Source organism: Streptococcus sp. FSL L8-0526 (assembly GCF_038007145.1).
GTDB lineage: Bacteria > Bacillota > Bacilli > Lactobacillales > Streptococcaceae > Streptococcus > Streptococcus thermophilus.
Genome location: NZ_JBBOWP010000001.1, coordinates 1,226,252 through 1,251,366 on the forward strand (window position 1 = coordinate 1,226,252; position 25,115 = coordinate 1,251,366).

General features: G+C 36.3%; 24 protein-coding genes, 5 pseudogenes and 1 other annotated feature. Of the genes and pseudogenes, 28 read left to right on the forward strand and 1 reads right to left on the reverse strand.

Going from position 1 to position 25,115, the window contains the following annotated elements:
- The first annotated feature begins 7 nt into the window (after positions 1-7).
- The 5 genes and pseudogenes from cmk to NSQ85_RS06550 all read left to right on the forward strand — a co-directional run bounded on the left by cmk (position 8) and on the right by NSQ85_RS06550 (position 2,549).
- Entirely contained in the window at positions 8-688 is a 681-nt protein-coding gene (gene cmk, locus NSQ85_RS06530; RefSeq protein WP_340781445.1) for a (d)CMP kinase, read from the forward strand.
- A gap of 23 nt (positions 689-711) precedes the next feature.
- Positions 712-834, forward strand: a sequence feature (ribosomal protein L20 leader region).
- A gap of 13 nt (positions 835-847) precedes the next feature.
- A complete protein-coding gene (infC, locus tag NSQ85_RS06535) occupies positions 848-1,378 on the forward strand; it encodes a translation initiation factor IF-3 (protein ID WP_179971919.1) in 531 nt (176 codons plus the stop codon).
- Positions 1,379-1,416: 38 nt separating this feature from the next.
- On the forward strand, positions 1,417-1,617 hold the full coding sequence (rpmI, locus tag NSQ85_RS06540; RefSeq protein ID WP_179971918.1) for a 50S ribosomal protein L35: 201 nt from the start codon (positions 1,417-1,419) through the stop codon (positions 1,615-1,617).
- A 56-nt stretch (positions 1,618-1,673) separates the two neighbouring features.
- Positions 1,674-2,033, forward strand: a complete 360-nt coding sequence (gene rplT, locus NSQ85_RS06545; protein WP_179971917.1) for a 50S ribosomal protein L20 — start codon at positions 1,674-1,676, stop codon at positions 2,031-2,033.
- 43 nt (positions 2,034-2,076) lie between these two features.
- A pseudogene (locus tag NSQ85_RS06550) lies at positions 2,077-2,549 on the forward strand (GNAT family N-acetyltransferase).
- A gap of 75 nt (positions 2,550-2,624) precedes the next feature.
- Here the strand turns inward: NSQ85_RS06550 and NSQ85_RS06555 are convergent.
- Complete coding sequence (locus NSQ85_RS06555) at positions 2,625-2,810, reverse strand: 4-oxalocrotonate tautomerase (protein ID WP_002950885.1); 186 nt, start codon at positions 2,808-2,810, stop codon at positions 2,625-2,627.
- A 229-nt stretch (positions 2,811-3,039) separates the two neighbouring features.
- On the opposite strand from NSQ85_RS06555, the gene pepV reads away from it, so the two are divergent.
- From pepV to NSQ85_RS06675, 23 genes and pseudogenes are all read left to right on the forward strand, one after another.
- Positions 3,040-4,446: a dipeptidase PepV gene (pepV, locus tag NSQ85_RS06560; RefSeq protein WP_340781449.1), complete on the forward strand. Its 1,407-nt coding sequence runs from the start codon at positions 3,040-3,042 to the stop codon at positions 4,444-4,446.
- 37 nt (positions 4,447-4,483) lie between these two features.
- A complete protein-coding gene (locus tag NSQ85_RS06565; protein WP_011681184.1) occupies positions 4,484-5,068 on the forward strand; it encodes a uracil-DNA glycosylase family protein in 585 nt (194 codons plus the stop codon).
- Between the two features lie 372 nt (positions 5,069-5,440).
- Entirely contained in the window at positions 5,441-5,740 is a 300-nt protein-coding gene (locus NSQ85_RS06570) for a YSIRK-type signal peptide-containing protein (protein WP_340781450.1), read from the forward strand.
- Positions 5,741-6,300: 560 nt separating this feature from the next.
- On the forward strand, positions 6,301-6,459 hold the full coding sequence (locus NSQ85_RS06575; protein WP_157795367.1) for a hypothetical protein: 159 nt from the start codon (positions 6,301-6,303) through the stop codon (positions 6,457-6,459).
- A gap of 190 nt (positions 6,460-6,649) precedes the next feature.
- Positions 6,650-6,857, forward strand: a pseudogene (locus NSQ85_RS10720) (hypothetical protein); the annotation flags it as partial.
- Positions 6,858-7,085: 228 nt separating this feature from the next.
- Positions 7,086-7,766, forward strand: coding sequence for a ribose-5-phosphate isomerase RpiA (rpiA, locus tag NSQ85_RS06585; RefSeq protein ID WP_179973769.1), 681 nt, complete (start codon positions 7,086-7,088; stop codon positions 7,764-7,766).
- A gap of 125 nt (positions 7,767-7,891) precedes the next feature.
- Positions 7,892-9,103, forward strand: coding sequence for a phosphopentomutase (locus NSQ85_RS06590; protein WP_340781452.1), 1,212 nt, complete (start codon positions 7,892-7,894; stop codon positions 9,101-9,103).
- Position 9,104: 1 nt separating this feature from the next.
- Positions 9,105-9,647, forward strand: a pseudogene (locus NSQ85_RS06595) (DUF1697 domain-containing protein).
- Positions 9,648-9,667: 20 nt separating this feature from the next.
- Positions 9,668-10,477: a purine-nucleoside phosphorylase gene (locus NSQ85_RS06600; protein ID WP_023909683.1), complete on the forward strand. Its 810-nt coding sequence runs from the start codon at positions 9,668-9,670 to the stop codon at positions 10,475-10,477.
- A 3-nt stretch (positions 10,478-10,480) separates the two neighbouring features.
- Positions 10,481-11,711 (forward strand): annotated as a pseudogene (locus NSQ85_RS10725) (chloride channel protein).
- 11 nt (positions 11,712-11,722) lie between these two features.
- A pseudogene (locus NSQ85_RS06615) lies at positions 11,723-12,436 on the forward strand (glutamine amidotransferase-related protein).
- A gap of 335 nt (positions 12,437-12,771) precedes the next feature.
- Positions 12,772-13,482 (forward strand): purine-nucleoside phosphorylase, encoded by a 711-nt coding sequence (gene deoD / locus NSQ85_RS06620; protein ID WP_011227250.1) that lies wholly within the window; start codon positions 12,772-12,774, stop codon positions 13,480-13,482.
- Positions 13,483-13,822: 340 nt separating this feature from the next.
- Positions 13,823-15,283 carry an LCP family glycopolymer transferase CpsA gene (cpsA, locus tag NSQ85_RS06625; protein ID WP_179973767.1) on the forward strand — a complete coding sequence of 487 codons (1,461 nt, stop codon included), beginning with the start codon at positions 13,823-13,825 and terminating at the stop codon, positions 15,281-15,283.
- Positions 15,284-16,015 carry a capsular polysaccharide biosynthesis protein Cps4B gene (gene cps4B, locus NSQ85_RS06630; RefSeq protein WP_179973766.1) on the forward strand — a complete coding sequence of 244 codons (732 nt, stop codon included), beginning with the start codon at positions 15,284-15,286 and terminating at the stop codon, positions 16,013-16,015.
- Positions 16,016-16,023: 8 nt separating this feature from the next.
- Positions 16,024-16,716 carry a capsular polysaccharide biosynthesis protein gene (locus tag NSQ85_RS06635; RefSeq protein ID WP_179973765.1) on the forward strand — a complete coding sequence of 231 codons (693 nt, stop codon included), beginning with the start codon at positions 16,024-16,026 and terminating at the stop codon, positions 16,714-16,716.
- Positions 16,717-16,725: 9 nt separating this feature from the next.
- A complete protein-coding gene (locus NSQ85_RS06640; RefSeq protein ID WP_176243115.1) occupies positions 16,726-17,466 on the forward strand; it encodes a tyrosine-protein kinase in 741 nt (246 codons plus the stop codon).
- A gap of 55 nt (positions 17,467-17,521) precedes the next feature.
- Complete coding sequence (locus tag NSQ85_RS06645; RefSeq protein ID WP_340781460.1) at positions 17,522-18,889, forward strand: sugar transferase; 1,368 nt, start codon at positions 17,522-17,524, stop codon at positions 18,887-18,889.
- Between the two features lie 32 nt (positions 18,890-18,921).
- Positions 18,922-20,094, forward strand: coding sequence for a beta 1-4 rhamnosyltransferase Cps2T (gene cps2T, locus NSQ85_RS06650; RefSeq protein WP_064355935.1), 1,173 nt, complete (start codon positions 18,922-18,924; stop codon positions 20,092-20,094).
- A gap of 2 nt (positions 20,095-20,096) precedes the next feature.
- Positions 20,097-21,245: a glycosyltransferase family 4 protein gene (locus tag NSQ85_RS06655; protein WP_179973763.1), complete on the forward strand. Its 1,149-nt coding sequence runs from the start codon at positions 20,097-20,099 to the stop codon at positions 21,243-21,245.
- A gap of 8 nt (positions 21,246-21,253) precedes the next feature.
- Positions 21,254-21,886, forward strand: a complete 633-nt coding sequence (locus NSQ85_RS06660) for a DUF1919 domain-containing protein (protein WP_232087309.1) — start codon at positions 21,254-21,256, stop codon at positions 21,884-21,886.
- Positions 21,887-21,910: 24 nt separating this feature from the next.
- Positions 21,911-22,891, forward strand: coding sequence for a glycosyltransferase (locus NSQ85_RS06665; RefSeq protein ID WP_179973762.1), 981 nt, complete (start codon positions 21,911-21,913; stop codon positions 22,889-22,891).
- 9 nt (positions 22,892-22,900) lie between these two features.
- A complete protein-coding gene (locus NSQ85_RS06670) occupies positions 22,901-23,893 on the forward strand; it encodes a glycosyltransferase family 2 protein (RefSeq protein WP_179973761.1) in 993 nt (330 codons plus the stop codon).
- A gap of 28 nt (positions 23,894-23,921) precedes the next feature.
- Positions 23,922-25,088, forward strand: coding sequence for a polymerase (locus tag NSQ85_RS06675; protein ID WP_179973760.1), 1,167 nt, complete (start codon positions 23,922-23,924; stop codon positions 25,086-25,088).
- The last annotated feature ends 27 nt before the right edge of the window (positions 25,089-25,115 follow it).

A 25,115-nucleotide genomic window follows, 5' to 3' on the forward strand; every position in this document is an offset into this window, starting at 1 on the left:
GAACATCATGAAAGATATTAGAATTGCTATTGATGGTCCTGCGTCAAGTGGAAAAAGTACAGTAGCCAAGATTATCGCAAAAAATCTTGGCTATACTTATCTTGATACAGGCGCGATGTATCGTTCTGCAACTTATCTAGCTTTGCAGAATGGTTTGACTGAGAAAAATGTACCAGAAATTTTAGATCAACTCTCACAACACTCTATTTCATTTGGGAAAGCAGCAGATGGTAGTCCAAAAGTTTATGTTGGTGATGTTGATATTACACATCCAATTCGTGATACCCAAGTTACAAATAACGTCTCTTGGGTAGCGGCTATTCCAGAAGTACGTCAAGAACTCGTTTCACAACAACAGCGTATTGCTCAGGAAGGTGGTATCATCATGGATGGTCGTGATATTGGTACAGTGGTTTTACCTGATGCAGAACTCAAGATTTTCATGATTGCTTCTGTTGATGAACGTGCAGAACGTCGTTATAAGGAAAATATTGAAAAAGGTATTCCTACTGATCTCGAGACACTTAAAAAAGAAATTGCTGAACGTGACTATAAAGATAGTCACCGTGAGGTATCACCTCTTAGACCAGCTGAAGATGCCATCACTTTTGATACTACAGGTGTGTCTATTGATGGTGTTGTGGAATTTATTCAAGAAAAAGCAAAAAAAATTATTGACAAAGGATGACTCACTTGTTATACTAATAACAATGAGAAAAGCAGAAGTGAGAACTTCTCGCCTTGCGACTTAGGTTGTCTGGCCCAACATGTCAAATCCTTAAAGGGATATTATGTGTGCGGGCTTGTATATCAAGTCCGCTTTGTTTTTCTCTAAAAAAATAAAGAGGTGAAGATCATAGCTAAGAAAGATCTATTTATTAATGATGAAATTCGCGTTCGTGAAGTTCGTCTTGTTGGTCTTGATGGTGAACAATTGGGCATTAAACCATTGTCAGAAGCACAAGCTATTGCAGATGATGCAAATGTTGACCTGGTTCTTATCCAACCACAAGCTACGCCACCTGTTGCGAAGATTATGAACTATGGTAAGTTCAAATTTGAGTATCAAAAGAAACAAAAAGAACAACGTAAGAAACAAAGCGTTGTTACTGTTAAGGAAGTTCGTTTGAGCCCAGTTATCGATAAAGGTGACTTTGAAACAAAACTTCGTAACGGCCGTAAATTCCTTGAAAAAGGAAACAAGATTAAAGTTTCTATTCGATTCAAAGGTCGTATGATTACTCATAAAGAAATCGGAGCTAAGGTATTGGCGGAATTTGCTGAAAAAACACAAGATATTGCGATTATTGAGCAAAGAGCTAAGATGGATGGACGTCAAATGTTCATGCAACTTGCACCAATTCCTGACAAAAAATAATTGTCAAATTAACACTATTTTAAGAGGAGAATTTTAAAATGCCAAAACAAAAAACACACCGTGCATCAGCTAAACGTTTCAAACGTACAGGTTCAGGTGGATTGAAACGCTTCCATGCCTTCACATCTCACCGTTTCCATGGTAAAACTAAAAAACAACGTCGTCATCTTCGTAAAGCGTCAATGGTACATCCAAGTGACTTTAAACGTATTAAATCAATGCTTTCACAAATGCGTTAATCCGCTACAAGCATTTCAAATTAACTAAACTAGAACTAATTCGGAGGAATATATAAATGGCTCGTGTTAAAGGTGGCGTTGTATCACGCAAACGTCGTAAACGTGTATTGAAACTTGCTAAAGGTTACTATGGTGCAAAACACATCCTGTTCCGTACTGCAAAAGAACAAGTAATGAACTCTTACTACTATGCATACCGTGACCGTCGTCAAAAGAAACGTGATTTCCGTAAACTTTGGATCACACGTATCAATGCGGCAGCTCATTTGAACGGTTTGTCATACTCGCAATTGATGCACGGTTTGAAATTGGCTGAAATTGAAGTTAACCGTAAAATGCTTGCTGATTTGGCAGTTAACGATGCAGCAGCTTTCACAGCTCTTGCAGATGCAGCTAAAGCAAAACTTGGTAAATAGTGATTAAGATGGGTTTTACCCATCTTTTTTTAGGGAGGCAAATATGATCCGTTTGGCAAAGGTAGAAGATATTCCAAGATTACAGGAACTTTTGGAGCAAATCCTAATCGTTCATCATCAAGCTCGTCCTGATGTCTTTAAAGCAAAAGGTAGTAAGTTTACGGATAAAGAGTTAGAAGGAGTAATAGGGGATGCAAATAAACCTGTATTTGTCTATGAAGATGAGGCTGGAACGATCTTGTGTCATCTCTTCTTGATAATTAAAGAAGTATCTGAAAATGATGGTCCTCAAAAACCTATTAAACTCTCTTCATTGATGATCTTTGTGTTGAAGAAAAAGCTCGTGGACAAAAATTAGGAGAGAAGCTTTATCAATTTGCTTTGGACTATGCTACGGAGCAAGAATGTTATAATGCAACACTTCACATATGGAATGATAACCAAGGTGCTCTAGATTTTTATGAGCATTTGGGAGCGAAACCGAGATATACAGAAATGAAAACTATCCTAAAATAGTAGTTTTTCACGAGATGAATTCAACTTATTTTTTATATCAAAAAGCAGCCCACAGATGTGACTGCTTCTTGATGATTAGTTTTTCTTTTTCATTTCACCATGTGGGTAGTAAGTCCCTTCTGGCATATCGTTAATGAAAACATGGATAGCTTCCTTGGGAGCTTTTGCAACACGTGATACAACTTCAGTAACTTCGCGAGCAAGTTCAATTTTTTGTTCTTCTGAACGACCTTCAAAGAGATCAATTTTTACAAATGGCATAATGCATCTCCTTAGTTTTGATACTCCTATTATAGCACTAATTAAGAGAAGATTCTAAAGTTTTTGGAAATTCTCGAAATAATGCTAGACTATGAATTAATTTGAAAGTAGTAGGTGCCTTATGATCTTAAAAACCTGTTTGCATTTTAAATTTAGCATATTCAAAGAGTTGAAAACCCTTACTAAAAATGCTAAAATAGTGCTAACTAGAGACAGTAAGGAGTAAACTATGACAATTGATTTTGACGCCGAAGTTGATAAACGTAAAGAAGCTTTGATGGAGGACCTTTTTGGTCTTTTGCGTATTAATTCAGAACGTGATGATAGTAAGGCTGATGAAAAGCACCCATTTGGTCCTGGTCCAGTGAAAGCTCTAGAACATTTTCTTGCTTTAGCTGAACGTGATGGTTATAAGACTCGTAATATTGATAATTACGCTGGTGACTTTGAATTTGGTCAAGGTGATGAAGTCTTGGGTATTTTTGCACACTTGGATGTGGTTCCAGCGGGTAGCGGATGGGACACTGATCCTTATGAACCAGTAATCAAAGAAGGAAAGCTTTATGCTCGTGGTTCATCAGATGATAAAGGGCCAACAATAGCTTGTTATTATGCTTTGAAAATTATCAAAGAGCTTGAGCTTCCAGTATCTAAGCGTGTTCGCTTTATTGTTGGTACAGATGAAGAATCTGGTTGGGGTGATATGGATTATTACTTCGCTCATAATGGATTGAAAGATCCTGATTTTGGCTTTTCTCCTGATGCAGAATTTCCAATTATCAATGGGGAAAAAGGAAATATTACTGCCTATCTTCATTTTGAAGGACAAAACGATGGTGACTTTAGCCTCGTAAGCTTTAATGGTGGCTTGCGTGAAAATATGGTCCCTGAATCTGCAAGTGCAGAGTTTACGGCACCTATCACTTTACAGGAACTTGAGTCTAAACTTAATGACTTTGTTGCTGATCAAGCAGTAACCGGTCAAGTGACTGAAGAAGCAGGTGTTTTCCATGTGACTATTCATGGTAAATCAGCTCATGGTATGATGCCTCAAAATGGTATCAATGGGGCAACATACTTAGCACTCTTCCTTAGCCAATTTGACTTCAAAGCTAATGCTAAGACTTATTTGGATTTAGTTGCTGAAACACTTCATCAAGATTTCTTTTCTGAAAAGACAGGTCTTGCCTATACAGATTCTAAAATGGGTGAGTTAACTATGAATGCAGGTGTCTTTACCTTTAACAAGGAATCTGAAGATAATACCATTGCTTTGAACTTCCGCTACCCTCAAGGGGTTAATGTAGATGGTATTAAGGCTGGCCTTGAAAAACTTGAAGGACCTAAGGCGGTCAGTCTTTCAGAACATGGCCATGTGCCGCATTACGTACCAGTTAGTGATCCTATGGTACAGACACTTCTTTCGGTTTATGAGAAACAGACAGGTCTTAAAGGTCATGAACAAATCATTGGTGGTGGGACCTTTGGACGTCTCCTTAAACGTGGTGTTGCTTATGGTGCTATGTTCCCTGGTTATGTCAATACCATGCACCAAGCAAATGAATTTACTGAAGTTGAGGACTTATACCGTGCAGCTGCCATTTATGCAGAAGCTATCTATGAGTTGATCAAATAAAAAAAGAGACATTTTGTCTCTTTTTTTGGAGAAAAATATGGAAACACTTGAAGAATTGACACAAGCTATTATGGCTGACGAACAAAATAAAACGTATACTGAACAAGGTATCAAACCCTTGTTTAGTATTCCAAAAACTGCGAGGATTAATATCGTAGGACAAGCTCCTGGTATCCGAGCTCAAGAGTCTGGACTTTACTGGAATGACCCTAGTGGAGATAATCTACGGGATTGGATGGGTGTGTCGCGAGAAGAATTTTATGAATCAGGTCTGTTTGCCATTGTACCAATGGATTTTTATTTCCCGGGGCAGGGAAAATCTGGAGATTTAGGGCCCCGCAAAGGTTTTGCTGATAAATGGCATGAGAGAGTTCTAGATTTAGCTCCAAATATTCAATTAACTATACTTGTGGGAAACTATGCTCAGCATTACTATTTGCATCAAAAATCATCAACTAAATTAACAGATACAGTTAAACATTACAGAGATTATCTTCCAGACTATTTTCCTTTAGTGCATCCGTCACCACGAAATAATATCTGGCAAGCGAAAAATCCATGGTTTATGAAAGAAGTGCTTCCAGATTTAAAAGAATTGGTTCAAAAAATCTTGAGTCAATGAATTCAGATATTTGACCTTGAATAGTCACTAGTGATTCGTAATAGGTCAATGAGGAACCATGGGGATACTCGAATATTGTTAAGATTTTTGCCCTTTGGGGCTTTTTTGATGTTATAACAAAATCTTTTGAAAAATACAATTAACAATATCTTAAGTCTAAACTTATTCATTGCAATCTATTTCTAATTTTAAGAGGGGTAACATATAAAATTAAAATAGCTATTTTTAGACTAAATAAATTATTATACTATGATTAGAAACAAGATGACAAATGAAAAATTTCGAAAACATTAATACAATTACTATTGGCAGAAAATTTAACGGTGTTAGGCTTTAGTTGTTAAGAAAATTTGTGATATGGGAAGAAGAGATTTGCAATGTTTTTCAATCAGAAAGTATAGCTTTGGAGATGCCTATGTTCTTTTGGGTACAACCATTCTTGTGATGGAAGCGGTTGGTGTACAGCATTTTAAGGTTTCAACTTCAGCTGTCACTGATACGCCACTCAGTGTTTCTGTGCTAACATATACCGCTGTCAATTCATCAACTGTTAATCATTCAGAGAAGCAAGTTGTTTCTGTCAAAGAAGACGGAAATATCACTTTCCCAACAAGTGTTGTTACAACTGATATTTTTGAAGATGCTAAAGCCTCTGCGATAAAAAAAAGGTAGAAGTCGAAGAAACTACATTTCAATCACTTACATTTTTAGAGAGTGCTATTGCTGACAATCATGCACAATCAAAAGAGATTAATACAGTTGGTTATGATTAACAGAAAGTAAAAGAAGAGCACAAAAAAGATTTAGCTGAGTATGATAAAGCAAAGGCTAAGTATGATGCTAAAGTGGCTGAAAAGCAGCAGCGGATACAGTAAACTCTGCTTCTAAAGCATAGTATGATACTGATTAAGCTACTATGAAAAAGATATAGCTAAATATCAAGCTGATAAAAAAACTTATGATGCAGTATTGTAAGAATGTAATAATCAAATATTGACTTATGGTTCTAAAGTATTCGAAAAAGCATCAGCAGATAAGACGACGGCTGAAACTAAAGGTAAGTATTATGCAGAAATATCTGTTTATAATATATCTAGAGTGCAATACGATAAAGATTTACAATAAAACTAAGCTAAGAAAGTACAGTATGATAAAGATAAAGTAGCCTATGACAAGCTTTTGATATTAAGGATGAAGAAGACGATGCTAAAGCTCAGTATGAAGTTTATCTTATGAAATACAATATAGACCTAGAGCAATACGCTAAAGAAGCTTATGATAAGTACATGAATGATAATGGTTTCCAAGATCTAAAAGATGTAGAAACTGTTCAAAATTTGACCTTTCAACGTGAAGGTGGGGCTTCTGATATTGTAGCAACCAGTCTTTAGTCTAATAATGAGACTGAATTCTTTCAAATTACATAGGTGACAAATTTGTTGTCACCTATGTAATTTGAATCAGTCAAGCATGCGTGAATATACGGATATGCATTTAATTAAGCATGTGATTAACTGTTATGAGATTTTGAGCCTTTCATCAAATGATGGCAAATGGGTTGTTGCAGTAGGTACGGACCTAACTACTCCAACACCAAAAGTGGTTGAAGTTCCAGCTAGACCGGTTGAACCAAAAACACCAGAAAAACTAACTGTTGTATGGCATAAGAATTATGTTATTGAGAGGGTATCATTTTTTACCACCTACACCACCGACTCCAGATACTGAAGTTCCTCAAGCTGAGTTGCCACAAACTGGTGAGCACACAAGAAATGCAGAATTACTTTGATTTATTTCGATGATTTTTTCAGCTTTCGTAGTATTCTTCAAGCATCGTAAAGAAGACTAAGTGATGCTACTATATTATTTCTACCTTCAAATTAGATTCTAATTTTAGGGTCTAGTTTTATTGTTTTGAAGTTTTTGATAGCCTTTTCATAATTATCGTTGCAATTTAAAGAACACTCATGTTATAATTATTTTGAGTGACTATATAGAAAGATGTAAGGAAATCTGCATGGATGAATTAAAAAAGCTCGCCGGTGTAAGCGCTGCTGGATTTGTTGAAGATGGCATGGTTGTTGGACTAGGTACTGGCTCAACAGCTTATTTCTTTGTAGAGGAGATTGGTCGTCGAATAAAGGAGGAAGGTCTCAGTGTAGTAGGTGTAACGACGTCTAGTCAAACAACGAAGCAAGCTGAAGGTCTAGGTATTCCTTTGAAATCAGTGGATGATATTGATAGTATTGATGTTACCGTTGATGGCGCCGACGAAGTAGATCCTCAACTCAACGGCATTAAAGGTGGCGGTGGTGCCCTCTTGATGGAAAAAATCGTTGCCACACCTACGAAAAAGTATATCTGGGTAGTTGATGAGTCTAAGATGGTTGATCAACTTGGTGCTTTTAAATTACCAGTCGAAGTTGTTCAATATGGCGCTGATCGTTTGTATCTCGACCTTGAATCTAAGGGCTATAAGCCATCATTCCGAGTAACTGAACAAGGTGATCGCTTTGTTACAGATATGAAGAACTTTATTATTGATTTGGATCTCGGCAAAATTAATAACCCAGTTGCTTTAGGTAACGAACTAAAAGCTATGACTGGTGTTGTTGAACATGGCTTATTCAATGGAATGGTCAATACGGTTATCGTCGCTGGAAAAGATGGTGTTAAGATTGTTGAGGTTAAGGATTAGTCCTGTTTAATTTTTCTTTTAAATTGTAAATGAATAAAGTAACCTAATAGTGATGTTATCACTAGATTATTATATAGAAAGGAAAGAGGTAATTTCGAAAGATTTTAGCTCTTTGTGGTGTTGTTATGTCCAAATTTAATCGAATGCATTTAATCGTTCTTGATTCAGTAGGTATTGGTGCAGCTCCAGATGCTAATAATTTTGTCAATTCTGGTGTTCCTGACGGAGCTTCAGATACCCTTGGACATATTTCTAAAACTGTTGGTTTGAATGTGCCAAACATGGCTAAACTTGGTCTTGGAAACATTCCTCGCGAACAACCCTTGAAAACTGTTCCAGCTGAAAGCAATCCAACTGGTTACGCAACTAAGTTAGAAGAAGTCTCTCTTGGAAAAGATACTATGACAGGTCACTGGGAAATCATGGGACTTAATATTACAGAACCTTTTGATACTTTCTGGAATGGATTCCCAGAGGAAATTCTTACTCAAATTGAAGAATTCTCAGGACGTAAGGTTATTCGTGAAGCCAATAAACCTTATTCTGGTACAGCAGTTATCGATGACTTCGGACCACGCCAAATGGAAACTGGTGAGTTGATTATTTATACATCAGCTGACCCAGTTCTTCAAATCGCAGCTCACGAAGATATTATCCCTGTTGAAGAATTGTATCGTATTTGTGAATTTGCTCGTTCTATCACTTTGGAACGTCCAGCTCTTCTTGGTCGTATCATTGCTCGTCCTTACGTTGGTGAGCCTGGGAACTTTACTCGTACATCTAACCGTCGTGACTTGGCTGTTTCACCATTTGCTCCAACTGTTTTGGACAAATTGAACGAAGCAGGAATTGACACTTACTCAGTTGGTAAGATTAGTGATATCTTCAATGGTGAAGGTATCAACCACGATATGGGTCATAACAAATCAAATAACCACGGTGTGGACAATTTGATTAAGGCTATGACATCAGAAGACTTTAAACATGGTTTCTCTTTCACAAACTTGGTAGACTTTGATGCCCTTTACGGACATCGTCGTAATCCACAGGGCTACCGCGATTGCTTGCATGAATTTGACGAGCGCTTGCCTGAAATTATCGCTGCTATGAAAGAAGATGATCTCTTGATGATCACTGCAGACCATGGTAATGACCCAACTTATGCTGGTACAGACCATACTCGTGAATACATCCCATTCTTGGCTTACAGCCCTTCCTTCAAATCTAGTGGCTTGATTCCAGTTGGTCATTTCGCTGATATCTCAGCAACAATTGCGGATAACTTCGGTGTTGAGAAAGCCATGATTGGTGAAAGTTTCTTGGATAAACTTGTCTAAAATAAAACGTTGTACTTTTCTGGTTCGTGGCATAAATGTCGGCGGTCGTAATAAGGTAGTGATGGAAAAATTCTGCCATGACCTTGAGAAACCAGGTTTTAAGAATGTTTCTTCCTTTATTAATAGTGGAAATTTTTTCTTTGATTCACCCATGATGAAAGAAGAATTACTTTTAGCCATAGAATAATTTCTGAATAAGTCTTACGCCTTTATTACTGTCTTTTCCCTTTTTACACTAGAGGAATACCAAAATGAGTGTAAATATCTACCGAAATGGTGGGAAAATGATTTGTACAGAAAAGATATCCTCTTTTATAGAGTTCAATTAGACAAGGATGAATTGAAGAGAGTAATAAATTCTTTTGATTTGGCAGATGAGACTCTTTATTTTGGGGAATTAGGAGTTTACTGGGGGAAACATGATAAGACAAGCTACAATCAAACGGTATATCATAAAAACCTATTAAAGTCATCATTTTATTCTTATATTACGATTCGAAATGCAAGAACTTTTTCAAACATTGGTCATTGTTTGAAAAAATAAGGAACTAAAGGAGATTTAGAATGTCACTACTTGAAAAAATTAGAGTTACGCAAACCTTTTTGGAAAGCAAAGGAATTGAAAAACCTGAGTTTGGTTTGATTTTGGGTTCTGGACTTGGAGAATTGGCTGATGAGATCCAAGATGCTATTGTAATCGATTACGCAGATATTCCAAACTGGGGGCAATCAACAGTAGTCGGTCATGCAGGTAAACTTGTATATGGTACTTTGTCTGGACGTAAGGTATTGGCTCTTCAAGGACGTTTCCATTTTTATGAAGGAAATCCTCTTGAAGTGGTAACTTTCCCTGTACGTGTTATGAAAGCTCTTGGTTGTGAAGGTGTTATTGTAACTAATGCTGCTGGTGGTATTAGCTTCGGTCCTGGTACTTTGATGGCTATTACTGACCATATCAATATGACTGGTCAGAACCCATTGATCGGTAAAAACTTGGATGACTTTGGCCCACGTTTCCCAGATATGTCTAAAGCTTACACTCCAGCCTACCGCGAAATTGCTCATAAAGTGGCTGATAAACTTGGAATCAAGTTGGAAGAAGGGGTTTATCTTGGAGTAACTGGTCCAACTTATGAAACTCCTGCTGAAATTCGTGCCTTCAAGTCATTGGGGGCAGATGCTGTTGGTATGTCAACAGTTCCTGAGGTTATCGTCGCAGCACATTCTGACTTGAAAGTTCTGGGCATTTCATGTATCTCTAACTTTGCAGCTGGTTTGCAAGAAGAATTGAACCACGAAGAAGTTGTAGAAGTGACTGAACGCATTAAGGGAGACTTCAAAGGATTGCTTAAAGCAATTTTGTCGAAACTCTAAGAAATGATTTCTCAGGTAAGGAATCATTTAAGGGTGTTACCAAAATCCCTTAAGCTGAGTTTAGCCGATATTGGAACTGGGATTGCTTCAGGTCCTATTGGAATTTTTTGCCACTACCTTCTAGAATTTATACAAGTTATTGCGTTTGGTAAAGATAAAGGGAACCTCTAGTTATAGTTTCAATCAGTGAGTGCTTTTCGAAGACTCTCAGTCTTACTTGTTATTAGGATCTTATCTAGTTTATTTTGGTATTTTCTTCAACGACGTGTCACTTTACTTTCCATTACAAAGCTAAGAAACTCGTTGGTAAAAGGAACCTAAATTTCCTCTAGGTCAGTCTCTACATGCATTAGTCCAGATGGCAATCGTTGCTGCTGGAGCCTCAAAAGGCAAAGAAGGAGCACCTCGAGAATTGGGTGCTCTCTTGGTGGGAGTCTTTCTAAAGGATTGCATTTATTCATTTCTGATAGACAATTATTAATTGCTTGTGGTGCTGGTGAAGGGCTAGCATCTGTTTACCAAGTGCCTTTTGCTAGTGCTTTGTTTGTTTTGGAAACCTTAGGAGTCTGTTGGAAACTAAAGAATATCATTATTATTCTTGCGACCACTTATGTATCTGCTTATTGTGCCAAACCAATTGTTGGTGGACACGCTTTATATATAGTCGATAAAGTGACTATTGATTCTTCCAGTTTTATACAGGCAATCATCTTAGCATTATTTGTAACACCACTTGCCATAATATTTGAATATTTTGCTAAGAAGGCCAGTAAACATCGTATTACAGGTAAAGAAATTCTTTGGACGTTGCCCTATACCTTTATGATTCTTGGTGGACTGTCAGCTTACCTCCAATTTTTATGGGAAACGGACAGGTTTTAGCTCAATGGATTTTTTCTGGGAACTCTTCAGCATATCTTCCTGTCATTCTCGTCATCAAATGTCTATTGGTTTGTCTACTTTTAAGAGGTGGTGCTTATGGTGAAACTCTGACGCCATCGTTTGCTTCAGGTGTAGGTACGGGTTATCTGATAACGGTGCTTCTTGGAAATTTTGGATTTTCTCATAGTCTTAGTTTAGGAATGTTACTAGGGGTAACCGTATTTTTAGGGACAACGCTTGATCCCCCCTAACAGGAATAGCCTTGGTTGTTGATTTTACAGGTACAGGAGGAGTTATCGTATTCCCACTTATACTAGCAAGTATCCTATCAAGGATAATAAACAATAAATGAAAAGAAAGATCATGAGTATTCATTTTATCTTACACGAAAAATGTGAGGTTCCAGGAGCTTATTTGAAATGGGCTCAAAAGCGTGGACATCATATTTCGTAAACAAAGGTTTATGAGGAAGAAGAACTTCCAGAAACTGTTGATGATATTGATTTCCTTATAGTAATGGGCGGACCTCAGTCACCTGATGAAGATCGTCAAGTCTTTCCATACTATTATCCAAAGGCTGAAATTGCATTAATTCAAAAAGCCATTGATGCTGATATCTATATTGTCGGGGTATGCTTAGGGGCTCAACTTTTATCTGTAGCTTATGGTGGAAAATATGAATATAGTCCAGAACGTGAAATTGGCGTTCTCCCTTTGACCTTAGCTGATGAAGGATTAGCTGATGAGCACATTAAAGATTTTGGTTCTACTTTAAACACGGGTCACTGGCATGGTGATATGCCTGGTTTGAGCGACAAGGCAGTTGTTCTTGCGACTAGCAAGGGCTGTCCACGCCAAATAATTCGCTTTAGCCCTAAACATTATGCCTTCCAAGCACATTTAGAGTTTGACCTTGAAGCGATTGATTTACTGATAGCTGCTGATGGTGAAGAGCATTTGTACCAGCAAAATAAACAGTTAGATTTTGTTCAAACACCTGAACAATTGCGTAATCATGATTATTCTCAAATGAATAAAAAATTATTTGCTTTTCTAGATTCACTAACCCAGATCTAAACATTTAAGTAGCTCATATACTATTTATATAATAGTAGAAAACTTTAAAAAATATAACTTAAGGATTGTGGAGCAGGTATTTATATTTGAAAATGAGTGGAGAGTTTGGAAAATAGCTAACCTGCTTAGACGCGTAGCGTTATGTCAGCTTCCTTATTTTCAGTTACTTTCCAGTTGCTCTTTAACCTTTATAAATAAATAGAAAGGATGGGTTAACCGTATTCAATGAACTGAATACGGGCGGAGAAGAGTGAAAAAGATAAACTGGATAGCATTGGCAATCTTCGTAAGTTTTTTATTTTTACTTCGTCTCTGTCGCCCTTTATAGATTAATTATGTCAATTCATATTTCTGCCAAACAAGGAGATATTGCTGATAAGATTCTTCTTCCTGGGGATCCTTTACGTGCAAAATTTATTGCTGAAAATTTCCTTGAAGATGCTGTGTGTTTCAACGAAGTACGTAACATGTTTGGTTACACAGGAACATACAAGGGTGAACGTATCTCAGTAATGGGGACTGGGATGGGGATGCCATCTATCTCTATCTATGCACGTGAGCTCATTGTTGACTACGGTGTCAAAAAATTAATTCGCGTAGGAACTGCCGGTTCTTTGAATGAGAATGTTCACGTTCGTGAGTTAGTTCTAGCACAAGCGGCAGCGACAAACTCTAACATTATTCGTAACGATTGGCCACAATACGATTTCCCACAAATTGCAAGTTTCAATCTCTTGGATAAGGCTTATCACATCGCCAAAAATTTTGGTATGACAACACATGTTGGTAATGTTCTATCTTCTGATGTTTTCTACTCAAATTATTTTGAAAAAAATATTGAGCTTGGGAAATGGGGCGTGAAGGCTGTCGAAATGGAAGCAGCAGCACTTTACTACCTTGCAGCCCAACACCAAGTAGATGCTCTGGCTATTATGACTATTTCTGATAGTTTGGTAAATCCAGATGAGGACACAACAGCTGAGGAACGTCAAAATACTTTCACTGATATGATGAAAGTTGGTCTTGAAACACTAATTGCAGACTAGTTTGTAAAAGGACGCCATTTGGTCGTCCTTTTGTGTTGTAGCTAATATCTGTTCGAAGTGATAATAAGTTAAAATTTTTCAAACTACTAGAAAAAATAAAAATATTTGGAAGAAGAAGACTTGTAATAAATAGGTAAATATCCGACAATTTAAAGTTTAACTACTAAAAATGTGAAAGATAGTTCACAATATAATGGGAAATGATATAAATTAAATGATTGATATCATAATGAAAACGTTTTCTTAATTTTTTTGAAAAAAATGACAATTGAAATGAAGTTGTATTAATGTTATAATAATAATGGGAAATACCTAATTTTAATTTTTAGGAGCAATTTATATGAGTTCGCGTACGAATCGTAAGCAAAAACGTACGGGTAATAGATCGTGGGGGATGGTCAACGTTGGATTGACCATTCTGTATGCTATTTTAGCATTGGTCTTATTATTCACCATGTTCAATTATAATTTCCTATCCTTTAGGTTTTTGAACATCATTATCACCATTGGTTTGTTGGTAGTTCTTGCTATTAGCATCTTCCTTCAGAAGACTAAGAAATCACCACTAGTGACAACGGTTGTATTGGTTATCTTCTCGCTAGTTTCTCTGGTTGGTATTTTTGGTTTTAAACAAATGATTGACATCACTAACCGTATGAATCAGACGGCAGCATTTTCTGAAGTAGAAATGAGCATCGTGGTTCCTAAGGAAAGTGACATCAAAGATGTGAGCCAGCTTACTAGCGTACAGGCACCTACTAAGGTTGATAAGAACAATATCGAGATCTTGATGTCAGCTCTCAAAAAAGATAAAAAAGTTGATGTTAAAGTTGATGATGTTGCCTCATATCAAGAAGCTTATGATAATCTTAAGTCTGGCAAATCTAAAGCTATGGTCTTGAGTGGCTCTTATGCAAGCCTATTAGAGTCTGTCGATAGTAACTATGCTTCAAATCTAAAAACAATTTATACTTATAAAATTAAAAAGAAGAATAACAACTCTGCAAAACAAGTAGATTCAAAAGTCTTCAATATTTATATTAGTGGTATTGATACCTACGGTTCGATTTCAACAGTGTCACGTTCAGATGTCAATATTATTATGACAGTAAACATGAATACACATAAGATTCTCTTGACGACTACTCCACGTGATGCATACGTTAAGATTCCTGGTGGTGGGGCAAACCAGTATGATAAATTAACCCACGCAGGTATTTATGGCGTTGAAACATCTGAACAAACTCTGGAAGATCTATATGGTACTAAGATTGATTACTATGCACGAATTAACTTCACATCTTTCCTTAAGTTGATTGACCAACTTGGTGGTGTGACAGTCCATAATGATCAAGCTTTCACAAGTCTTCATGGGAAGTTTGATTTCCCAGTTGGAGATATCCAAATGAATTCAGAGCAAGCACTTGGATTTGTTCGTGAACGCTATAGTTTAGATGGCGGAGATAATGATCGTGGTAAAAACCAGGAAAAAGTCATTTCTGCGATTGTAAACAAGTTGACTTCTCTAAAGTCTGTATCAAACTTTACTTCAATCGTTAATAATCTCCAAGACTCTGTTCAGACAAATATTTCTTTGGATACCATTAATGCTTTGGCTAATACACAACTTGATTCAGGTTCTAAATTTACGGTGACTTCTCAAGCAGTAACAGGTACAGGTTCAACCGGACAATTGATTTCTTATGCGATGCCAAATTCTAGTCTTTACATGATGAAACTAGATAATTCGAGTGTGGAAAGTGCCTCTCAAGCTATCAAAAAATTGATGGAGGAAAAATAAGTGATTGACGTTCACTCACATATTGTTTTTGATGTTGATGATGGTCCTAAAACTTTAGAAGAAAGTTTAGACCTCATTGGTGAAAGTTACGCCCAGGGGGTACGTAAGATTGTTTCAACATCCCATCGTCGTAAGGGAATGTTTGAGACTCCAGAGGATAAAATTTTTGCCAACTTTTCTAAGGTAAAAGCAGAAGCAGAAGCACTTTATCCAGACTTAACTATTTATTATGGAGGTGAACTTTATTACACCTTAGACATTGTGGAGAAACTTGAAAAGAATCTTATTCCGCGCATGCACAACACTCAATTTGCTTTGATTGAGTTTAGTGCTCGCACATCTTGGAAAGAAATTCATAGTGGGCTTAGTAATGTTTTGAGAGCGGGGGTAACGCCTATTGTTGCTCATATTGAGCGCTATGATGCCCTCGAAGAAAATGCTGATCGTGTTAGAGAAATCATCAATATGGGCTGCTATACTCAAGTCAATAGCTCACATGTCCTCAAACCAAAGCTTTTTGGAGATAAAGATAAAGTAAGAAAGAAACGTGTTCGCTTTTTCTTGGAGAAAAATTTAGTTCATATGGTTGCTAGCGACATGCATAATCTTGGGCCGAGACCACCATTTATGAAAGATGCTTATGAAATTGTTAAAAAGAACTACGGCCTCAAACGTGCTAAGAATCTTTTTATTGAAAATCCCAAAACATTACTAGAAAATCAATATTTATAGGAGATATTATGAATCAAGATAACACTAAAAGTGTTGAAATCGACGTACTAGCATTGCTACATAAACTTTGGACGAAGAAGCTTTTGATTCTTTTCACAGCTTTTTATTTTGCTGCTTTCAGTTTCTTAGGTACTTATTTCTTTATCCAACCAACATATACATCAACAACGCGTATCTATGTTGTTAATCAGGCAACAGATAATAATAATCTTTCTGCTCAAGATTTGCAAGCTGGTACCTATTTGGTAAATGACTATAAAGAGATTATTACATCAAATGATGTATTATCAGAAGTTATTAAAGATGAAAAGTTGAATTTGAGTGAGGCAGAACTTGCTAAAATGATTTCAGTTAATATTCCTACTGATACTCGTCTTATTTCAATTTCTGTCAATGCTAAAACTGGTCAAGATGCGCAAACACTTGCCAATAAGGTTCGTGAAGTTTCTTCAGAAAAAATCAAGAAGGTGACAAAAGTTGAAGATGTCACAACGCTCGAAGAAGCTAAATTACCAGAGTCACCATCTTCACCAAATATTAAACGGAACGTGTTACTCGGTGCTATTCTGGGTGGTTTTGTAGCAATTGTGGCTGTGTTGGTTCGTGAAGTTTTAGATGATCGTATTCGTCGCCCTGAAGATGTTGAAGATGTGCTTGGAATAACACTTCTTGGAATTATTCCTGATACAGATAAAATTTAAGGAGAAGAAATGCCTTTATTAAAGTTAGTTAAATCAAAAGTAGACTTTGCTAAAAAGACGGAAGAGTATTATAACGCTATTCGCACAAATATTCAATTTTCTGGTGCTCAGATGAAAGTGATTGCGATTAGCTCTGTTGAAGCTGGTGAAGGAAAATCAACGACATCTGTTAACTTGGCGATTTCATTTGCTAGTGTTGGGCTCCGAACACTTCTTATTGATGCTGATACGCGTAATTCTGTTTTGTCGGGTACATTTAAATCAAATGAGCCTTATAAAGGTCTTTCAAATTTCCTTTCAGGAAATGCTGATTTAAATGAAACTATTTGTCAAACTAACGTTTCTGGTTTGGACGTCATTACATCTGGTCCAGTTCCACCTAATCCAACAAGTCTTTTGCAAAATGACAATTTTAGACATTTGATGGATGTTGCTCGAAGTCGTTATGATTACGTCATCATTGATACCCCACCAATTGGTTTGGTAATTGATGCTGTTATTATTGCCCATCAGGCCGATGCAAGTCTCTTAGTTACAGCAGCTGGAAGAATTAAACGTCGCTTCGTTGCCAAGGCTGTTGAACAATTGGAACAAACTAGTTCTCAATTTTTAGGTGTTGTTCTTAATAAAGTTGATATGACAGTAGATAAATATGGGTCATACGGCTCGTATGGATCATATGGTGAGTATGGAAAAAAAGCAGAACAAAAAGAAGGTCATTCAAGAGCACATCGTCGTAGAAAAGGATAGCATTAATGGGGATGATGCGGTTCCTTATACATTAATATTTTAAGAGGAGTTGCGAGTGAAAGAAAAACAAGAAATTCGTCGCATTGAAATTGCAATCATACAGTTAGTTGTGGTTTTGTTTGCAGCCTGGTTAGCTAGTAAATTACCTTACACTGAGATAACGAAAGGAAGTATGGTCATTCTAGGTGTGGTCCATGTTGTCACATACTATATCAGTAGTTATTATGAAAATCTTAAATATAGGGGCTATTTAGATGAGCTTATTGCAACAGTTAAGTATGGTTTTATATTTGCTCTAATTGCAACATTTCTCTCGTTTTTTGCAGATGGAAGTTTTTCAATCTCACGTCGCGGACTTCTTTACGTCACCATGATTTCAGGTGTTCTCTTATACGTTACAAATACTGTTCTTAAGTATTTTCGCTCATCTATTTATACACGCCGTAAAGGGAATAAAAATATCCTCTTAATTTCCGATCAAGCACGTCTGGAAAATGTCTTGACTCGTATGAAGGACAATATGGATGGTAAGATTACTGCGGTCTGTGTTTTGGATAATCCTTATTTCACAAATCCTTTTATTAAGAGTGTGAAACCTGAAAACCTTGTCGAATATGCTACACACTCAGTAGTAGACCAAGTGTTCATAAATCTACCAAGTGAACAGTACAAAATTTGGGACTATGCCTCACCTTTTGAGCTTATGGGAATTCCAGTATCCATTAATTTAAATGCACTAGAATTTATGAGTCAAGGTAAAAAACGTATCCAACAGTTAGGTCCTTTTAAAGTTGTTACATTTTCAACGCAGTTTTATAGTTACGGTGATATTCTAGCTAAACGTTTTCTCGATATCTGTGGGGCCTTAGTTGGTTTGTTCCTATGTGGTTTAGTTGGAATCTTTCTTTACCCTCTTATCCGTAGGGATGGTGGTCCAGCAATTTTTGTTCAAGATCGCGTAGGTGAAAATGGACGGATCTTCAAGTTTTATAAATTTCGTTCGATGCGTGTAGATGCTGAAGAAATTAAGAAGAATTTGATGTCGCAAAATCAGATGTCTGGCGGTATGTTTAAGATGGACAATGATCCACGGATTACCAAAATCGGACATTTCATTCGTAAAACGAGTCTTGATGAACTTCCACAATTTTGGAATGTTCTAAAAGGCGATATGAGTTTAGTTGGAACACGCCCTCCAACAGTGGACGAATACGAATCTTATACGCCAGAACAAAAGCGCCGTCTTAGCTTTAAACCAGGTATTACTGGTCTTTGGCAAGTAAGCGGCCGTAGTGATATTTCTGATTTTGATGAAGTTGTCAAACTAGATGTTGCATATATGGACGGTTGGACAATCTTGCGCGATATCAGAATCTTATTGAAGACAATTAAAGTAGTAGTAATGAAGGATGGAGCAAAGTGATGGCTTTCTCCATTTCTTTTGATGGTGATTTAATGACAAAAACAGTTTATATCGTTGGTTCTAAGGGAATTCCAGCAAAATATGGGGGATTTGAAACCTTTGTTGAGAAGTTGACAGAGTTCCAACAAGACAAAGATATTCAGTATTATGTAGCTTGTATGCGAGAAAACTCTGCAAAATCAGGAATTAGAGCAGATACTTTCGAACATAACGGTGCTAAATGCTACAATATTGATGTCCCAAATATCGGGCCTGCACGTGCCATCGCTTATGATATCGCAGCTATTAATAAGGCCATTGAGATTGCTAAGGAAAATAATGACCAAGCACCGATCTTTTATGTTTTGGCCTGCCGAATTGGTCCATTTATCTCAGGTATTAAAAAGAAAATTAAGGCTATCGGTGGTACCCTTATGGTTAACCCGGATGGTCATGAATGGCTTCGTGCAAAGTGGAGTCTTCCGGTTCGTAAGTATTGGAAAATTTCAGAGCAACTCATGGTTAAACATGCAGATCTCTTGATTTGTGATAGTAAAAACATTGAATCTTATATTCAAAATGATTATGCGAAATATCGACCTCAAACAACCTATATCGCCTATGGAACTGATACAACTAAATCTCGATTGACTAAGGTTGATGATAAGGTACGCACATGGTATTTTGAAAAGGGGGTCATTGAAAACAATTATTACCTTGTTGTAGGACGCTTCGTGCCTGAAAATAACTATGAGGCTATGATTCGTGGCTTTATGGCGTCTAACTCTGACAAGGACTTTGTTCTCGTTACTAATGTTGAAGAAAATAAGTTCTACGACAAGTTGCGTCAGGAAACTGGTTTTGACAAGGATCCTCGTGTGAAGTTTGTCGGAACTGTTTATGACCAAGAATTGCTCAAGTACATTCGTGAGAATGCCTTTGCTTATTTCCATGGTCATGAGGTTGGTGGAACCAATCCATCACTTCTTGAGGCACTTGAGTCAACTAAGCTCAATCTCTTGTTGGATGTTGGCTTTAACCGTGAAGTCGGTGAAGATGGTGCTCTCTATTGGAAAAAAGACCAATTGGCAAGTGTCATTAATCAAGCTGAACAATTGGATGAACAAGCTATTGCAGACCTCAATCAAAAATCAAGTAAACGTATCGAAGAAGCCTTTACTTGGGAAAAAATTGTTACAGACTACGAGAAAGTATTTAAAGGGTAGAAATGCAGAAAATTCTATATCTTCACGCTGGTGCCGAAATGTATGGTGCTGATAAGGTTTTGTTGGAGCTTATTAAAGGACTGGATAAAGAAGCCTTTGAGGCTCATGTCATCTTGCCCAACGATGGCGTCTTAGTGGGTGCATTGGAAAAGGTTGGTGCTAAGGTAAAAGTTATCAATTATCCAATATTGCGCCGGAAGTATTTTAATCCTAAGGGAATTCTTGAGTATTTTGGCTCTTATAATCGTTATTCAAAGCAAATTGCTAAATATGCTAAGGATAATGGCATTACTCTTATTCACAATAATACGACTGCGGTACTTGAGGGAATTTATCTCAAACGTAAGTTGAAACTTCCTTTGATTTGGCATGTTCACGAGATTATCGTCAAACCAAAAGCAATCTCTGATTTCATCAACTTTTTGATGGGGTGTTATGCTGATACGATTGTGACGGTATCAAATGCTGTAGCCAACCACGTCAAGCAGTCTCGCTTTGTAAAAAATGACCAAGTTCAAGTCATCTATAATGGTGTTGACAATGCCATCTATCATGAAATGGATGCTAGTGCAGTTCGTGACCAGTTTGCTATAGCACAGGATGCCTTGGTTATCGGAATGGTTGGTCGAGTGAATGCATGGAAAGGTCAAGGCGACTTCTTAGAAGCCGTGACTCCAATCTTAAAAGCTAATCCAAAAGCAGTAGCCTTTCTGGCAGGTAGTGCTTTTGAAGGTGAAGAATGGCGAGTTGATGAGTTGGAAAAGGCTATATCAGACTCACCAGTAGCTGGACAAATCAAGCGTATCGATTATTATAGTAAGACAACAGAGCTCTATAATATGTTTGATATCTTTGTCTTGCCAAGTACCAATCCAGATCCTCTACCAACTGTAGTTCTCGAATCAATGGCTTGTGGCAAACCTGTAGTCGGCTACCGTCATGGTGGTGTCTGTGAAATGGTGAAAGAAGGCGAAAACGGCCTTCTTGCCACACCAAATCAGCCTGCAGAATTATCGAAGGCCATTCAAGAATTAGTTGAGAAGACTGAGAAGAGAGAGCAATTTGGCAAGGCATCGGTCAAACGTCAAAATGAACTTTTCTCATTACAAAGTTATATTCGTAATTTTTCAGAGTTATATAAGAAATACTAAGATGAATATTGAAAAAAATTAAGAATAAATTAAAACTAATTGTTTATCCAATTATTAACTTTATTCCTAGAAGAAGACTTAAGAATAAAAATTTTACTATCATTTGTGATAATTGTTGGGCTGGAAAAGTCTATCAGGAATTGGGCTTATCTTATCAAACGCCATTTGTAGGGATGTTTGTTTTCTCTCCTGATTACATCAAGATGCTCAAGAATTTAAAACACTATTTGAGTGGAAATATCCCCTTGAAATTTGTTAAAAAATCGAAATACATTAAAGACTTTGATAATGCTTATCCACTTGCACTTCTTGACGATATTGCACTTCATTTTTTGCATTATGCAGATGAAGAAGAAGCTACTCAAAAATGGGAACGCCGATTGAAGAGAATGCATTGGGATGATCTATATTTCAAGTTCAATGATAATGATGCCTGCACGTATGAGTTGATGAAAGAGTTTGAAGAGCATCCATACAAGAGTAAGGTGATTTTCTCTTCGAAGAATTACAGTGGTCTACCTTCATTGGTCCACTTTAAATCAGCTGAGAAGCAAGGACATGTTGGAATTGATTTGAAAACTTACCACCGTTATTTTAATGCTGTAACTTGGTTGAATAAGGGCGGGGAAGATTTAACATAAAATAAAAATTTAGGTGAAGAATCCATGAAACCACTTTTAACTGTTGTAATTCCAGTTTATAATGTCGAAAAGTATTTAAAACGTTGTGTAGAAAGCGTTCTTGTCCAAGAGTGGAATAATTATGATATTTTACTTGTAGATGATGGAAGTACTGATAGTTCTCCTCAAATCTGTGATGATTACGTTAAAGCTTATGACTTTATCTCAGTAATTCATAAAGAAAATGGAGGGCTTTCTGAAGCTCGTAACACAGGTATTTCTAATGCTGAGGGAGAATATGTTTATTTCCTAGATTCAGATGATTGGATTGAACCGAATACCTTTAGTGATTTAGCTGAGGTTATTGAATCAGATCAGTATGATATTATTTCTTTCAATCAAGAATTTGTAAAGAGTGAACATGATATTATAAAATCCGATTCAAAACGGACTAAACGATTAACTGGAAAAGAAGCTCTTATAGATATGTTTTCTTATGGATTTATTACTGGTTTTGCCACTGATAAGATATATCGAAAAGCATTGTTCACTAAGAATACTATCCAGTTTCCAGTTGGCAAGTATTATGAGGACCTTGGTACCAATTACAAACTCTTTCTTTCTGCTAAGAAGGTCTACGCGACGAATCAAAAGTACTACCATTATCTAATCGATAATCCAGATGCAATTACCAAATCATGGAATGAGCAAAAATTAGAAAATATGATTAGCTTCTATAAAGAATTATATTATTCGGATACTGTTCGCTCAAAACTTGATTCTAGTGAATTGGCAATTGCTAAGATATATTTTGTCAATGGTATGACCCATATTTTGGCTAGTTTATTTAAGTCTAACCTATACAAAACTTATCCTAAACTAACAAAATGTGTTAAGAAAGAATTAAAAATAAATAAACTTAAATTTCAGCAGAAGCTTAAATTACCTAATCGAACAAAATATTTTTTGTATCGATTGGGTCTATTAAATGGTGCATTTCAACTACAACGTATATTGAAAAAGTAGGAGTCTAATTTGAAATACTCTGTTATTATTCCAGTTTATAATGTTGAGAAATATATTGATCGTTGTTTAAAAAGTATTATTTCTCAGAACTATGATGACTTGGAAATTATAGTAGTAGACAATGGATCTACGGATAGTAGTGGCAGTATTTGCGATACTTATGCTAACGAGCATTCAAATATCTCAGTCTATCATATTGAGAACCACGGTGTTGGTTCGGCACGTAATTTTGGCTTGTCCAAAGCCAGGGGAGAGTTTATCTACTTCGTTGATAGTGATGATTATCTTATTGGTAATCTCTTTGCTGAGTTTGAAGATAAGCTTGCGCCTGATTTAGATTTACTTGTATTTAGCTACTATAATTCTTTTGAACAGGAAATGACTGAGAGGAATCGTACAAAAAAAAGTCTTCCTCATAGTGGGATATATGATAAAAATGATTTTATCAAGATATTTACAGACTTACTCTTATCGGATATGCTTTATACTGTGTGGAATAAGTTTTATCGGAGAGAATTTCTTCTTGAAAATAACTTTTCTTTTGAGCAGTATGAGTTAGGTGAGGATGTCCGCTTTAATCTTGATGTTTATCGTGAAGTCAACAAGATTTATCTTTCTCAAGATTCCTACTATGTTTATGTCATTGGAAGGAAGGGTTCTGCTATGTCGGGATATAACCCTAAGCGTCTTCAGTATCAGCTTCAAGAGTTAAAGTTGGTTGATAGCTTATTAAAGGATTGGCATATAGATAGTTCAAATCTTGATAATACTGTAAAGGCAAGAATATTGATGAGCAATATTTACAATATTTCTAAGCAAAAATTACCAGTTACAAATAAAGTTAAGCTCGTTAAAGATACATGTGAAAGACAAGAGATAGAGGATTTTATAAAGAATGATTCTTCTGCATTGAATCCACTCATAAAACTGTTATTGAAATGTCGAATATATATTGTTCTGATTTATCTTAAAAAAATACAGATGTTATTACAACATTTATAAGAATAATTGAAAGGTATGGAAAGTACTTGTGAATAGCAGTCGCTTTATCTCAGAGAAAATCTATTTATTTACTCTTTTTATTTGGGTATTATTTGCATCTCTGGTAACTACAACTTATTTTGTAAGGGTGGGTGGTTTTTTGTCCCTCTATCGTATCTTGCTATATTTTACAATAGTTATGATTACGATAAAGGAACTCATTAATCTTCCTGATACCATAAATTATTTTAGATATCACTTGAAGGAATTAATAATTTTCCTATTATTTACCTTGACCATGTTAATTGTGTCAAAAAATCGAGATGGTCTTCCTGATATTAACGTTTTACTGTTGGTTTTTTCAGCTAGGGATATAGAGTTCAAAAAGTTATTAGGGACTTTCTCCTTCGCCACCTTTTTAGTGCTGTTTGTAACTATTCTAGCTAGTAAGATGGGTATTATTTCTAATATGTTGATGAGTGCTGATAGTGGATATCGTTATAGTTTAGGATTTAGCTATGTTTCCTTTGCTTCTCAACGTATGTTCTTTGCATTATGTAGTTATCTTATGTTTAGAGGGAAGAAGATTTCTTACCTTGAATTGTTAGTTTTATTGATGTCTACCATTTATATGTATCAACAGACCTCGACCACAAACCCTCTTTATCTTAGTCTCTTAATATTGACTTATGCTTTATTTAGTCTTAAGCTATTTAAATTTGATTTCATAAACAGTAATGTTATAACGACAAGTATAGCCAAATATGCTTTCATTCTTGCATTAGCAATTACTCTCTATTTATGTTTCTATTCAACTGGTGATTTATTTCACCTTGTCGATCAGCTTACCCATAACCGTCTAAGACTGAGTGTTCAAGGGTTCAGAAATTTTGGTGTTTCATTATTAGGTCGACCAATTTCATTTACAACCATGGACATCTTCGGTAATTTTTCAAGCAACTATAACTTTATTGATAGCTCATTTGTGCAGTTACTCATAATTGATGGATTGGCTGTTAGTGCATTTATGTTATTTGCTTTAACACGTGTCATGAATTATTTTGTGACTAATCGAAAAGATATTGTCCTTGCTTGCTTAGGTGTTATGATTATTCATGGCATGTTTGATCCGCAAATGCTTGTTCTTCGTTACTCACCTCTTATCTTATTGATTAGTCGACTCTTTGTGATGAAGACTGATAAAGATTTTTTGTAATTGAAACAGAGGTATATCATCAAGAAA

Excerpts from the sequence above, each read along its gene's own strand:
- rpmI (WP_179971918.1), top strand. The coding sequence starts at position 1,417 with ATGCCAAAACAAAAAACACACCGTGCATCAGCTAAACGTTTCAAACGT.
- deoD (WP_011227250.1), top strand. The coding sequence starts at position 12,772 with ATGTCAATTCATATTTCTGCCAAACAAGGAGATATTGCTGATAAGATT.
- cps2T (WP_064355935.1), top strand. The coding sequence starts at position 18,922 with ATGACAAAAACAGTTTATATCGTTGGTTCTAAGGGAATTCCAGCAAAA.
- NSQ85_RS06640 (WP_176243115.1), top strand. The coding sequence starts at position 16,726 with ATGCCTTTATTAAAGTTAGTTAAATCAAAAGTAGACTTTGCTAAAAAG.
- NSQ85_RS06655 (WP_179973763.1), top strand. The coding sequence starts at position 20,097 with ATGCAGAAAATTCTATATCTTCACGCTGGTGCCGAAATGTATGGTGCT.
- NSQ85_RS06665 (WP_179973762.1), top strand. The coding sequence starts at position 21,911 with ATGAAACCACTTTTAACTGTTGTAATTCCAGTTTATAATGTCGAAAAG.
- rplT (WP_179971917.1), top strand. The coding sequence starts at position 1,674 with ATGGCTCGTGTTAAAGGTGGCGTTGTATCACGCAAACGTCGTAAACGT.
- NSQ85_RS06565 (WP_011681184.1), top strand. The coding sequence starts at position 4,484 with ATGGAAACACTTGAAGAATTGACACAAGCTATTATGGCTGACGAACAA.
- NSQ85_RS06590 (WP_340781452.1), top strand. The coding sequence starts at position 7,892 with ATGTCCAAATTTAATCGAATGCATTTAATCGTTCTTGATTCAGTAGGT.
- NSQ85_RS06600 (WP_023909683.1), top strand. The coding sequence starts at position 9,668 with ATGTCACTACTTGAAAAAATTAGAGTTACGCAAACCTTTTTGGAAAGC.
- cpsA (WP_179973767.1), top strand. The coding sequence starts at position 13,823 with ATGAGTTCGCGTACGAATCGTAAGCAAAAACGTACGGGTAATAGATCG.
- NSQ85_RS06555 (WP_002950885.1), bottom strand. The coding sequence starts at position 2,810 with ATGCCATTTGTAAAAATTGATCTCTTTGAAGGTCGTTCAGAAGAACAA.
- NSQ85_RS06635 (WP_179973765.1), top strand. The coding sequence starts at position 16,024 with ATGAATCAAGATAACACTAAAAGTGTTGAAATCGACGTACTAGCATTG.
- pepV (WP_340781449.1), top strand. The coding sequence starts at position 3,040 with ATGACAATTGATTTTGACGCCGAAGTTGATAAACGTAAAGAAGCTTTG.
- cmk (WP_340781445.1), top strand. The coding sequence starts at position 8 with ATGAAAGATATTAGAATTGCTATTGATGGTCCTGCGTCAAGTGGAAAA.
- rpiA (WP_179973769.1), top strand. The coding sequence starts at position 7,086 with ATGGATGAATTAAAAAAGCTCGCCGGTGTAAGCGCTGCTGGATTTGTT.
- NSQ85_RS06575 (WP_157795367.1), top strand. The coding sequence starts at position 6,301 with ATGAAATACAATATAGACCTAGAGCAATACGCTAAAGAAGCTTATGAT.